Genomic DNA, 12578 nt, shown 5'->3' with positions numbered 1-12578 from the left:
TGAGAAGGTGGGCTTAGTCGAGCCACTCGATCTTCGCGTCGCGTTTTTCTAGGTCGACGGTGACTTTGGCGTGGGCGAAGTCGCGCTTGAAGACCCAGCCATCGCGGCTGGCTTCACCTTTTGGCGCGCCGAGTTTTTTAGAATATTCTGGGTATTCGATTAATTGACCATCCTTGATATTGTAGCCCCAGCCGTAGCAGAAATAGGCATTTTCCTGTGCGCCAATGAGAAAGCAGGCGAGGGGATAGACTAACTTCTCGCGAGCGATACGTTCTTTTTCGGCGGCGTCTAGAGCCATGAATTCTTTGTTCAGCCAGTTGATGTCCTGATCTGGCCAGCCTTTGTAGACCACGATTTTTCCAGCCTTGGCAGCTTCTGCACCCATTTTCCAATAAGCCACCATATCTTCCTTCTTCTTAGAAGAAATCGAGTCGAAATGCTCGATCATCGCTCCGTCTGTGTAGGGAAGAAACTCCCCGCCACCGGCTGTGAAGCCGTCGAACTCTGTGGCATGCGTGCGGAAGCCATTATAGATGAGAAGTTTGTCTTCACCCATCACCACTTTTGCGCGTTGCATGATATTCGAGGCTGCTTGGTCGAGTTCTTTTTCTTTGCCCGGCCCCCAGCCTTTTTTAAGCCAGATTGGGCGTTTGGATTGGGAAACGGCATCCATGAAGAAGCCGTCGAAGCCAAATTCTTTCACTGCTCCACCTATTGTTTGAGCCCACCACTCCTGGACCTCAGGATTGAGTAAGTTGTATTGCACCACGCCACCGTTGTTTTCTGTTTTATACAGCGGCTCACCCGTCTTCATGTCGCGCAGGGTCCAGTCTTTCGGTTTTGATTCCGCGAAGTCTCGGTTATATGATGTGAATGGCCAGGCAATGAGAGTGTTCCAGTACATCAGAACCTTGGCATCTGGATTTGCTGCCTTGATACGGAGGGCATCTTCACACGCCACTTTCTCAGCGTTGTCCCGGTTGGTGCGTACTCCGTGGTTTTTTTCCAAACAAACGAAGTTGGAGAGCTTCGCAGTGAGTTGGACTTGCGCATCTGTCATGCGTGTCTGGCTTCCAAAATGCAACATCACTGGCGCGTGATCCCATGAGAATTGAGGGAAATTGCTCTCAGCTGTGACCGCGGAGATTCCCGCGCAAGCTATTAACGATAGAGAAATACGACGAAGACGTGCAGGAGATGAGCTATGAAATTTCATGGTTTATTTTAGATATTACAGATGTGAGAACGCGTTTTTCTCGAGACCTAGCGTCTATCTAAGCTTCATATGCACAGCTGAGTAAATTTATTTCCCCCACTATTTTTAGGGGGTTTTAGGTTCAATCTAAAATATTTTCGGCCCTTTTTTACGGCAGAGTCAGTGATTCCTTAATTTCGGATTACTGAGGGAGTAGAAGGAAGGCGACGAGTGTAGCCTTGTCCTCAGAGGTGAGTTGGAGGCCATCTTTGGGCTCTTTAGCGCCCAATGGTGAGGCTCATTCCGTGAGCCAGTCGGCTACGGCTGCCACGTTCTTGAACTCGGGGATCCAAGCAAGTTCCTCGGGAAGGTCGGTGGTGAATTCGCAACGCAGGCGCACCGGGTGGGCGCCGGATTCGATCGCCGCGTGTTGGTTATAAATGCGGTCGTCGACTAAGATCGTCTCTTCCGGGTTGAGATCGTACTTCTTGTAGCACTCGCGAAGGCTGTCCTGCTTGGCGGTGTCGTGCATGAACTCGCCGTGTTGGACGCATTCGATGGTGAGGAAGTCCGTCACCGGGGCCAAGACATCATTGAGGTAGGCGGTCTTGGCTTCGACATCGAAAGTCGCCGACATGGTGAACTGACGGTAGCCAGCCTTGTTGAGTCGCTTGAGGGTCTCGATGACTTCGGGGTAGAGCGGCCGGTTACGGAAAAATGCCTGATCAGCACAGAAGTCACGGTCCATCTTTTTCCCTAGCTCCGGGTGGGTTTTTAACTCCAACGCTCCGTATTCCGGAATGATGGGCAAGACCTCAGACAGTTGCTCCCACTTCAGCCCTGCATAACGATCCCGGTAGTTAGGGTGCTCTGTTAGGAAATGGTAGTACGCGTAGTTGAGGTTCGCGAGGACGCCGTCGACGTCCCAGAAGATGTTTTTGATTTGCTCGGGCTTCATGGTGGGAATGCTTGCCAATGATCGCTTGGCGTCCAGACTTTATCGGAAATCTTTTTCTTAAGGGCTGGGAGAAGGGATTGAGATTAGTTGAAATTCAAGCCAGGAGAACTCAACGATGACATTTTGAGCTTCTAGGAGTTGGATGAGGGTGTTTGTTTCAAAAAGTCAAATTCCGACACTCAGCCTTATTCTTAAATCATTGAATTTCGAGACTCTATTTATCCACGGGATTTTCGATGCGCCGAATTTCGGGGGCGACGCGAATGGCCTCTTATAATCATAACTGAATAGACTGCCTCCGCCAGTTGGCCACAGCCGAAGAAATTGAATCTTTTCCTTCCTCTGTTGCCCATTCTTCCCAAAATGCCACGGTAGCACTATCAGGCTTGTTATCAGGCTCAGCTATGCGAATGCGGGTCGGGAGTAAAGCCGCATCCCCCACGACAAGTGCCTCACCTGTATCTAGAATCGGAAGGAGGTCACCAAAGCCACCTAAGCTGTCGGGAAGTAGACGGCGCACAACATTCTGGTCATCTCCATTGGTTAGTCGCATGGCTATGAGGTTGTTGCACTGACTCATTACCGTACGGTTCACTTCTGATGGTCGTTGGCTAATGACAACTAGCCCCAAGCCATATTTTCGTCCTTCCTTGGCAATTCGTTCGAAAATCTGAACCGAAACTTCCCCTGAACTATCTGTGCTTGTTCTTTCTGGAATATAGAGGTGAGCTTCGTCGCAAAAAAGTGCGATTGGGTGGCGATCCTTGTTTGGGGTCCACTGTTGGATCGAGAAAGCGAGTTTCGCCACGAGGCTAACGATCAATGGCAGTATGTCTGAAGGAACCTCGGAAAAGTTGACGACCTTCACCCCTCCCCTTCCACCGGACTGATCCTTGCTGCCGGCAATGAGGGCGGAAGACAATGTTTCTAGCCAATCGAAATCAAGAGTAAGCTCTCCTCCTTGAAACAGGAATCCTAACCGACGGTCGGTCTGTTTGTTTTTAAGCCTCTGTATTAATCGTCCTAGTTTGCCCTTAAATTCACCGGCCTTGGTTGTCCCTGCTCTTGCACCGTCAACGTCTTGAGTGTCGAGTTCTTCAAGCTTTGATAAGACGGCCGCAAGGTCGAAGGGAATTGGACTATCGATCGTAAAGTTGTCGATCAAGGTTTCTTCGTCCTTTGCACTCAAGTAAGCTTGCTTTGCCTCAATAACAGAGCGGCTGATAACCATTGCTTGATTGGGCGCATTATTGTCACTCCGATCAATGAACATTGACACCATCGCATCATAGCTAAGCAGCCAGTATGGGAGGTGAATCACTCCGTCTTCGAGGCTGCGACCAGCATCCAAATCGGAAGGGCCTGCTATCTTGAAGTGGCGGAAACCATCGCCTTGCAGAGGCCCGTATTCGCCGTGTAGGTCGAAGATGATAGCGTTCGCATTTGGCAGTTTGCTGACCTGCTCAAGGATCTTGGCTGTCGTCCACGACTTTCCAGATCCCGTGCCGCCAACGATCACTGCATGGCGTTGGAAGAACTTGTTGCCGTTAAGAAACGCCTCGGCGGTCTCATCCAGAGTGTAGGTGCCTAGAGAAAGCCTTTGCGCTGTGTTTTCTCCGATGCTGGCGATGATTTCCATGAACCGAGTCAAGACCTCGCCTTCGAGAGCAAAGCACTTGGCATCTATGTCCGGCACCGCCTCGAGAGTTCGCACAAAAACATTTGCGTCAGTGCCCCGTTTTTCGAGGTGGGTGCCAATGAGCGCGATCCGTACAAGATTCAACTCAGTGGGTGGAGGCGAATCGTCATCTTCGGCAGGTTGTTCTCCTTCGATTGAGGTTCTGCTTATCTTCTGGATAATTCCGATTAGGTGCTGACCTGGCTTGCTGCTTCTCAGAACGGCAAGACGATTGACTTGCAGTTTGCGTAGATTCTCAGCGATTGGAACGTGAACGATGACCGTTGCGGTATCGACTGAACGAACCGTGCCTAGAGTGTCTGTGTCTTGGTAAGAAAAAATTGAGCTCATGATTGGATAAGGGTTAAAAAAGATTCTAGCTGCCAAAATTCTCCTTCTGACACGATTTCCCCATTGGGAAACTCAGGACAATAAATACGGCACCCGTCTGGGGCTGCTTCAACTGCGAGATACTCCTTACAAAAATCGTCCTCAAAAAAGGCTTTTGCCGCTGGAGTAAGTCCATGAGTGATCAAAACCAATGGCACCTTCTTGCTGCGACATCGCTCCTTTAGTTTCGTCTGAATGTGTGCATCGTTGAATCCGAAGCCTGAACAGAAAAATCCACCTGCGTTGGAGAAAGCGCGATCTGATGCCGCCTTGATCGAAAGAAATGGCTCATCATAAACCCTGCGATACTTTTGCAATCCAGGAGTGACGATAGCTGGAGACCAGCCATCTGGACAAGCATATGAAATTGGTAAAGCATGGATGACTCCCTGTTGATCTCTAAACCAATCAAACGAGCCGTGAACCTTCCAGATGTTCACCCGCGATTGCTCGGCACCTTTGATATGGACGGCTTGGCGTGCATCACCCAACCGTCTGCGGACATGGCCATAGGAAAATCCGGTCTCATGATAGAGTTCGCCAAGATCGGCAGCGTATTCGGCAATGCGATCATAGTTGGGAGTTACTACATCGATGTCACGGTTCGTGCTCCGGAGGAGGTGTTGGAAGAGCTGAGTCAGCGGGTAAGAAGATCGCTCGGTTAGCAACTTCTGGAGCGCATTAAGATCGAAGGGGTGGAGGTAATCCCAGGTTGCTTTCACTACTAAATCATCAAGCTCTTCGGGAAGATTGACCTTTTGGAGGGCGGATTCCAAATCCGTGCCCTGCAGTATTTCTTTGAATTTTTGCCACAGGTCAGCCTTGGGCTTCTCAAGACCTGCGGGGGCAGGAATGGAAAGAAGCTGATCACGCAACTCGGACATCCCTGGGATCCCAGCTGCAATGGAAGCGCCGCTTCCAAGAACGATCACGGGAGTTGCCGCAATGCATACTTGCGCGCGAATATTTAGAATTTCAAATGCAGATTTCGGCATCTTCGTAGTTGTTGTGTACCAGTTTTTTAACCGTTACATCTTGAGTTTTGTCGTTTGCTAGGCGGATATTGTTCTTTGCCTTGAGTAGAAATCTTCGATCCGTTGAAAATCGATATCGTACTGGAATTGAGACTTGGTGGTGTGGGAGGTGAGCATGGGGAAAGCACAACGTGCGAGTGATTTTTAGGGAAACTAACAGAAGGTATAGAGTAAATGTTAGAGGTGGCAATATAATGTTCTCGGTTCTTTGCTTTTCGTTGATCGTTAGGAGGTAGACCGCAAGATGTGTGGGTCGTCGTCTATCATTGATATCACTTTTATAACGTTACACGCATGAGCCTACCGATAACACCCGGAGAATTCCTGCTTATCCCTCTACGGGGAATGTGGCGCGAACTTCGGGTCGGAAAGGGATTTTAAAAAAGCGACGAGTGCTGCCTTGTCCTCGGCTGTGAGCTGGAGGCCTGCTTGAGGGTGTTTGGCGAGATTGGGGTCGAGGGTCGGGCTCTGGTGCATGGGGCCGCTGTAATGGTCGATGACTTGTTCGAGGGTTTCGAAGCGACCATCGTGCATGTAGGGTGCAGTGAGGGCGACGTTGCGCAGACTGGGGGTGGAGAAGGTGGCGCGGTCTCGCTCCTTTCCTGTGATGCTGAAACGGCCGAGGTCTGCAGTGGGTTTGAGGCCATTGTTATGAAATTGGTGGTCGGAGAAGTTTGCTCCGCCGTGGCAGTGGAAGCAATCGGCGCCGAGCTTGCCACTGCGCGGTTCGTACTCGGTGAAGAAGAGTTGCATACCGCGTTGCTCTTGTTCTGTGAGCGAGCCTTTGCCGTCCATAGCGCGGTCGAATTTACTATCGTAGCTGGTGAGAGTCAGCAGGAAGGCTTCGAGCGCGAGGCTGACTTTTTCTGGAGTGATCGCAGGTTCGCCAGAGAACGCTTTTTTGAAATCGTCAACGACCGGCGGATATTGGGAAAGTTTGGCGACAATATTTTCGAGCGACTCGTCCATTTCTAGATGGTCTTGGATCGGCATGAGTGCTTGTTCGCGCAGGCTATTGGCGCGGCCATCCCAGAAGAAGGAGGACTTCCAGGCGAGGTTGAAGAGCGGCATGGAGTTGCGCGAGCCCTCGCGTCCTTCGACCCCACGGGAGAGGGGTTTGTTATCGGTAAAGGCATTTTCCTGATGGTGGCAGGAGGCACAGGAGGTGCTGAGGTCACGTGAGAGCCGGGTGTCGCCAAATAGGCGTCTTCCCAGCTCGACGCGCTCTTCTAACAAGGGATTGTCACGAGGGAGAGCGGGCATGGGAAAGCGCTTGCTCATGACGAAGCGGTACGGTTTGTATTTTTCCGGAAGGTAAAGTGGGGCGACGGCTTTCTGTGGTGCTTCGCTTGGTGGGTAGGTGACTTGAGCGACGTTAAAGGCACTTTGGAGATTGGCGATAAGAGCACTGGAGATTGAGTCGCCTGGGTGTGAATGGGTCGAGGCTCCATCGCTTACAAAAGACAGGCTACGTGGCTGGCTGAATAACTTGGCAGCATCCATCTGCAGGGTGATTCCCGTGTTGTTCTTGATTTGAAAGCGACTGGCGAGCTGAACTGAGCTGAGGTTGGCATCGTTGGCAAGGTGGTAGACGAAACCGCTGAGGCTCTGATCGGGCGTACGGTACTTGCCTTCGATGGCCATGAAAATGTATCCACCTGTCCAGTCCCAGTGAAGTTGATTGATGTTTGGGTTGAGCGGGTGTTCTGCAGAAAGCTGGGCTGGGTCTGCATGGTTTTGCTCTTTGGGCACACCGACGGAGAAACGCAGCGCCTTATAGTCGCCGCTGGGGATCTCACTGAGTGAGAAACTGGTACGCCGCTTTGAGACATCGATGTAGGCAAATTGATCGGAGAGTTCGAGCCACGAGCCATCTTCTTTCTGTAGGGAGAACTGGCTGAGCAGGTAGCTTAGACGGGTGATAGAGTAGGTTTCTGCTTGCTGGTAGCTAAGCGAATGCAGGCGTAGAGGAGAAGCTCCCGAGAGGTGTGAAATATCGACACGCAGACTCCCAGCAAGGGCGAACTTACTGAGTGTTAGGATGAGAACGATGAAAGGATATTTCCACATGCTGAGGACTCTACTAAACGAAGCTTAAGATGGGATGTGTCGTGGTGGGAAATGTTTTCGTATCAAGCTATGTATGGAGCTGTTCTCACTCCGATGGATTTCCGGGTTAGGAATCTAATGCAGTCTGCTTTCATGGTGGTAGAGACGTCTACGGCTTCTTCTCCAGAAAGTTGATCGATCCGGCTCCATGTCTCCAGATCGGTCGAGGTAAATCGTCGAGAGAATAGGGGGCATCTGGGAAGGGGCATCTGAACACCATATAGCTGCTATCGATGGAGCTGATTAATACAAAATCGAGTGAGGTTTTAGATGCGAAACGGTCGAGACATTCAATCTAGGGCAGGTTGTCGCCTAGCGGAAATGAGCTTGCAGAAATGATCGCTGAGAGGCAGGATAATGCTTGCTGGTTTCTGTGATATTAGGACGTTATCCTCTATGTTCGGTCTCCAACTCATTGATTTAAAACTGGGGAGAGGTCTTGTAATAGCTTCCATTTTCCCTAACCAAATTAAACCATGAAAATATCTCAAAAATTAAGTCAACTCCTCGCTCTCTCATGCGCACTTGTCGTCACTGTTCCTCTAGCACTTAAGGCCGAGGATAAGGCGACAGCAGCAACGGAAACAGTAAGTAAAAAGGTTCAGTATCTCTTCGTGCATAACGCCAAGGATGTTTCCTTTGCTGACGGCAAGATGACTTTGAAAGGCATCGACGCGAACACTGTGTTTTTCTCTGACCGTCCAGACCGTATCGCCGGTCAGATTACTACAGCGGATTTCACTAAAAACTGGGGTAATGGCGCAGACAGCTTCGAGGCCGATAACCCAAATGCTACCATCGCCATTTTCAGTGAAGAAGAACCCACGGACATCGTGGTTGAGCTGAGTAATCCAGTGCTCGCAGAAGATAGTCTGACCTACGACATCAAGGTTCTAGAAGGTGAAATTCCAAAGGCGACAGGTGAGTGCTCACTATTTATCGACATTATCGGTCGTCCTCTCACACCAGTATCCTATGCAGGTGTTGCACGCCGCACTGCACGCCGCGTGGTAAGATACCGTTAATCTCTAGCGATAGACTCTAAGGCTTGCGGTGGGTTCGTTCCGCCCAGGCCACCGCTCTTTCAGCTTGATGGCTCAATACCAAACTGAGATTTGAGCAAAATAGATCCTCTTTTTTTTATTTGGTGAGATTGACTTTGACGCTGTGGATTGTGCCGTCGAATTCGAAGGGACGTTTGTCGAGGTAGTCGAGGGAAACGGTGGAGCCAAGGTCGACGCCGACGTCGAAGGTCTCGCTGGCGGTGAAAGCGAGCGGCACGGTCTTGGCGAGGGCAACTTCGCCGATTTGCTTGCCATCAACCTTGATGGTGACGGTGCCAGGTCTTCCGGGGGAGGAGATGGTGGTGTCCACCTCGATACTGTGTTTTCCGGCGGCGAGCGGTTCGGCAGATTTCGCGGTGTATTGCTCGATGATCATCATATTGTAGAGATAGATGAGGTGGCCGTTTTCCATGTAGAGAGAGAGGCCGCCGCCTGCGCCACCGAGGGCGTAGATGACACCGTTGGAGTTAGCTTTGGTTTCGAGATCGATAACAACTTGGTTGCTTTCCTTGCCGAGGCCTGGAGCGGTGAACTCGGGCATCCGGCGGGTGTTGGCATTGAAGTTCCACGCGGTATAACTCGTTTTGTGGAGATCGGCGGGATGGAGGCGTAGCCAGATTCCGGCACCGATGGGAAAGTCATTGTTGTCCTCTGCGACGGTGAGGAAGCGCTCTTTTAGTTCTTCGAGCTTGTCCGGGTTTTCGGCGGAGATGTCGGTGCTTTGGGAGAAATCTGTATCGAGTTTGTAGAGTTGCCAGACGTCCTTGGCTGAGTCCCAGTCGGCGAGTCCTTTCTGAGCATTGAGCCATGGGTAGAGCGGTCCGAAGGTGGAGGCGTACCAGCCGTCCAGATAGAGGGCGCGGCTGCCGTTGTTATCGAAGAATTGTTCTTTCTTCTGGTTCTCCGCAGCGGCGTCGGAGAATGTGTAGGCTAGACTGGTTCCGTCGATAGGCATCTGTTCGTAGCCGTGGACTACTTTCGGATGTTTTATGTCGAGGATTTCATAAATGGTGGGTGCGATATCGACAACGTGGGTGAACTGGTTGCGCATTGCGTCGTCGTGTTTGATGCCCTTGGGCCATGAGACGACGAGTGGATTACGGGTGCCGCCGAAGTCCGAGGCTACGAGTTTTGTGCTCTTAAACGGCGTGCTGCCAGCCCAGGCCCAGCCGGCGTGATAGATATTGTCGGTTTTCGGCGAGCCGAGGGCATCGAGGCCGCCGATTTTTTCTAGGGCTTCGATTTGTTGTGCGATGGTGTTGGGGATCTGGTTTTGAGCGAGTAGTTCGCTGATGGATCCTTGCTGGCCTTCGGCGCTGGAGCCGTTGTCGCCGAAGATGTAGAAGATGATGGTGTTCTCTCGCAGGCCACGCTCTTCGAGGCCGGTGATGAGTTTTCCGACTTCATTGTCGGTGTGCTCGACAAAACCGGCGAAGACTTCCATCAAACGGGTTTGGAAGGCGAGTTGTTCCTGAGGGATGCTGTCCCATGATGCCATTGTTTCATCGCGCGGAGTGAGTTTGGTGTCGGGTGGAATGATACCCATTTCGAGCTGGCGCTGGTAGACCCGCTCGCGGTAGGCGTCCCAACCGGTGTCGAATTTCCCTTTGTATTTGTCCGCCCATTCCTTGGCTACGTGGTGAGGGCCGTGGACGGCTCCGGGTGCCCAATACATGTAAAAGGGCTTGTCGGGTGCGAAGGATTGTTGTTCGTCGATCCACTTGAGAGCCTTGCGAGTCAGATCCTCGGTAAGGTGGTAAGTGGGATCGTCGTGAGGAGGCTCTACTGTGTCATAGTTTTCGTAGAGGCGGGGTTCCCATTGGGAGGTTTCACCGGCGAGAAAGCCATAGAAGTACTCGAAGCCGTAGCCATTCGGCCAGCGGTTCTTCGGGCCAATGGACGTAGTCTCGGTAGATGGGGTGTTGTGCCATTTTCCGAAGGCAGAGGTGTGGTAGCCGTAGTCTTTGAGGATTTCCGCAGTGGTCGCGGCTTCTTTCGGGATAACGCCGGTATAGCCATCGAAGGCGACGGCGCGCTCGGCTATGGTGCCGGAGCCGACGCGTGTATGGTTGCGTCCAGTGAGGAGAGATGCACGCGTGGGCGAGCAAATTGCGACGGTGTGGAAGGCGTTGTATTTGATGCCTTGGTTGGCAAGTTTGCTGAGATTTGGCGTGTGGACTTCACCGCCGTAAGTGTCTGCGATGCCAAAACCCACGTCATCAATGAGGATGACGAGAATGTTCGGAGGGTCTGCGGGTAGGCGAGTTGGCTGTGCAGGCCATTTCATTGTCGAGTCCTGCAGACGTGGCTTGGTGATGCTGGCTGAGGGGAGCTCAGGAAATGGGAGAACGGTGCCGTCGGTAGGAGTTTCTGCCGCCAGGAAAGTACAGAGAGCCAATGAGGTGAAGAGGATAGATTTCATAGTCTAATGGTGTGCAAATAGGGGGATTCTTGCAGGATGCGTGAGGGTGAGGACAGTGACGAGTGGATCCGAGTGGTCATTCTCGGTTAGAGTCCGATATTCTTCGGGGGGTATTTTTTGAAGGTTGCTCCGTGGGCTTTAAGTTTGCCGGCGACGCTGGCGAGCCAAGCGTTGCGACGGTGGCCGACGGTCATTTCCTCTTTGGGATCGATGTAGAGGTTGAAGAGCCATGGGGCGAGGCCAACGTCCTGGATGGTGGAGAGGTCGATGTACATGTGCGGGGCCTGTGGGAGGATCACTTTAACGTGGGCCTTGTATTCGCGCATGCGGCAGGCGGTGAGTTGGCTGCCCCACCAGAAGTAGACGGCTTCGCGGGCGGACTGGCCGTCATCGGCGAGGAGGAAGGAGGTCTGATCGATGAAGTCGTAGAATTTGTCGTCCGGTAGTTCGTCGTTGGAAACTCCAGCGAGGTTCATGGCGGTGCCGAAGAGGTCCATGAGGTCGAAGAGATCATCGCTTTCGCGGCCGGGAGTTATAATGCCTTTCCAATAGGCGATGCCTGGGACTCTAACACCTCCTTCGAAGGTGGTGCCTTTCGCTCCGCGGAATGGAGTGTAACCGGCGTCGGGCCAGCCGTCCATTTGGGGGCCGTTGTCGGAGGTGAAAAAGACAAAGGTGTTTTCGAGCACGCCGGCATCGGAGAGGGCTTTCATGATTTCTCCGGTGTGGAGGTCGACTTCGGCGACGGCTTCCTTGTAGGCGTAGCGGGCGGCGCTGAGGTTGCCGAGATCGGGGTTGGGGAAGTTATCACAATGGACCTTCATGAAGCAGTGTTCGATGAAGAAGGGCTTTTCGCCTTTCGCGGCCTCCTTGATTTTCGAGATGGTGAAGTCGACAAGCGCCTTGTCGGCGCGGCCCATGTCATCGGTGGTTTTGACCTGGCTGAGTTCCTCGGTTTTGCCGCCTTTGAAGCCGTGGATGAGATGGTCGTTTGGTTTGATGCCTTCGAAGGCTTCGTGAAGTTCCTCGTTATTGACGAGGTCGGGGTAGCGGCGGGCGTCCTTGCCTTGGGTGATCTCCTTTTGGGCGGGGTAGTAGCCGTAGTATTCGTCAAATCCGACGTCGTGGGGGCGCATCCCTTCGGCTTCTCCGATGTGCCACTTGCCTGTTAGAAGGGTGTAGTAGCCGGCATCGGAAAGCAGGGCGGCGAGTGACTTCTCATCGGCCCAGGGATTTTTGGTCAGCTTGTCGCCGGCAAGGATCGGGCGTGTGAGGCCGGTGCGGAAGGGGATGCGACCTGTGAGGATGGCGGAGCGAGTGGGCGTGCAGGTGTGCTGCGAGTAGCATGAGGTGAGCTTGAGGCCTTCGCGGGCGAGGCTATCGATGTGCGGAGTGGCGGCTCCGATGGCTCCGCCGCCTCCGTAGCACCCGGGATCGCCGTAGCCCATGTCATCGACGATTATCCAGAGGATGTTCGGCTTCTTGCCAGTTTTGGCTTCGAGAGCGGCGAGTTTCTCGGCGACGGCTTTGTCTTGCTCGGGTCTTGGGATGGAGGCTTCGAAGTTCTCTTTGGTTTTGACCGAGCGATCGAAGGGCGCGGCAGTCACAAGAGTGGAGCTCACCGTCAATACTGCGGATACTTTAAGGAGGAGGTGTTTTCTTTTCATGAGGTTATTTATTATTCTGAAGTCACAATGTGAGAGTTTTTTCGATCTTGTTGTGTAGGTT

At 52.4% G+C, this 12578-nt stretch carries 8 protein-coding genes; 1 reads left to right on the top strand and 7 read right to left on the bottom strand.

The features are described from left to right. Nucleotides 1-13 precede the first annotated feature (13 nt). The 5 genes from ACSHX2_RS11355 to ACSHX2_RS11335 form a co-directional block, all read right to left on the bottom strand. Nucleotides 14-1216, bottom strand: coding sequence for a putative glycoside hydrolase (locus ACSHX2_RS11355; protein ID WP_435693068.1), 1203 nt, complete (start codon nt 1214-1216; stop codon nt 14-16). A gap of 277 nt (nt 1217-1493) precedes the next feature. Then, a complete protein-coding gene (locus ACSHX2_RS11350; protein WP_435693067.1) occupies nt 1494-2153 on the bottom strand; it encodes an HAD family hydrolase in 660 nt (219 codons plus the stop codon). Between the two features lie 277 nt (nt 2154-2430). After that, nucleotides 2431-4182 carry an ATP-binding protein gene (locus tag ACSHX2_RS11345; protein WP_435693066.1) on the bottom strand — a complete coding sequence of 584 codons (1752 nt, stop codon included), beginning with the start codon at nt 4180-4182 and terminating at the stop codon, nt 2431-2433. Then, nucleotides 4179-5216 (bottom strand): SIR2 family protein, encoded by a 1038-nt coding sequence (locus tag ACSHX2_RS11340; RefSeq protein ID WP_435693065.1) that lies wholly within the window; start codon nt 5214-5216, stop codon nt 4179-4181. The genes ACSHX2_RS11345 and ACSHX2_RS11340 overlap by 4 nt, the downstream gene beginning before the upstream one ends. Before the next feature lie 375 nt (nt 5217-5591). Next, entirely contained in the window at nt 5592-7325 is a 1734-nt protein-coding gene (locus ACSHX2_RS11335) for an MbnP family protein (RefSeq protein WP_435693064.1), read from the bottom strand. A gap of 515 nt (nt 7326-7840) precedes the next feature. Between ACSHX2_RS11335 and ACSHX2_RS11330 the strand changes: the two genes are divergently transcribed. Continuing rightward, complete coding sequence (locus tag ACSHX2_RS11330) at nt 7841-8389, top strand: hypothetical protein (protein ID WP_435693063.1); 549 nt, start codon at nt 7841-7843, stop codon at nt 8387-8389. Nucleotides 8390-8504: 115 nt separating this feature from the next. Here ACSHX2_RS11330 and ACSHX2_RS11325 read toward each other — a convergent pair whose 3' ends face one another. Then, a complete protein-coding gene (locus ACSHX2_RS11325; protein WP_435693062.1) occupies nt 8505-10850 on the bottom strand; it encodes an arylsulfatase in 2346 nt (781 codons plus the stop codon). A gap of 86 nt (nt 10851-10936) precedes the next feature. After that, nucleotides 10937-12517 carry an arylsulfatase gene (locus tag ACSHX2_RS11320; RefSeq protein ID WP_435693061.1) on the bottom strand — a complete coding sequence of 527 codons (1581 nt, stop codon included), beginning with the start codon at nt 12515-12517 and terminating at the stop codon, nt 10937-10939. Between the last annotated feature and the right edge of the window lie 61 nt (nt 12518-12578).

The sequence above is a fragment of the Rubritalea sp. genome, from assembly GCF_051252225.1.
GTDB lineage: Bacteria > Verrucomicrobiota > Verrucomicrobiia > Verrucomicrobiales > Akkermansiaceae > Rubritalea.
This window is presented reverse-complemented; position numbering and strand designations above follow the sequence as displayed.

Bases quoted from the DNA above. Each gene is read 5' to 3' on its own strand.
- ACSHX2_RS11355 (WP_435693068.1), bottom strand. From the start codon at position 1,216: ATGAAATTTCATAGCTCATCTCCTGCACGTCTTCGTCGTATTTCTCTA.
- ACSHX2_RS11350 (WP_435693067.1), bottom strand. From the start codon at position 2,153: ATGAAGCCCGAGCAAATCAAAAACATCTTCTGGGACGTCGACGGCGTC.
- ACSHX2_RS11345 (WP_435693066.1), bottom strand. From the start codon at position 4,182: ATGAGCTCAATTTTTTCTTACCAAGACACAGACACTCTAGGCACGGTT.
- ACSHX2_RS11340 (WP_435693065.1), bottom strand. From the start codon at position 5,216: ATGCCGAAATCTGCATTTGAAATTCTAAATATTCGCGCGCAAGTATGC.
- ACSHX2_RS11335 (WP_435693064.1), bottom strand. From the start codon at position 7,325: ATGTGGAAATATCCTTTCATCGTTCTCATCCTAACACTCAGTAAGTTC.
- ACSHX2_RS11330 (WP_435693063.1), top strand. From the start codon at position 7,841: ATGAAAATATCTCAAAAATTAAGTCAACTCCTCGCTCTCTCATGCGCA.
- ACSHX2_RS11325 (WP_435693062.1), bottom strand. From the start codon at position 10,850: ATGAAATCTATCCTCTTCACCTCATTGGCTCTCTGTACTTTCCTGGCG.
- ACSHX2_RS11320 (WP_435693061.1), bottom strand. From the start codon at position 12,517: ATGAAAAGAAAACACCTCCTCCTTAAAGTATCCGCAGTATTGACGGTG.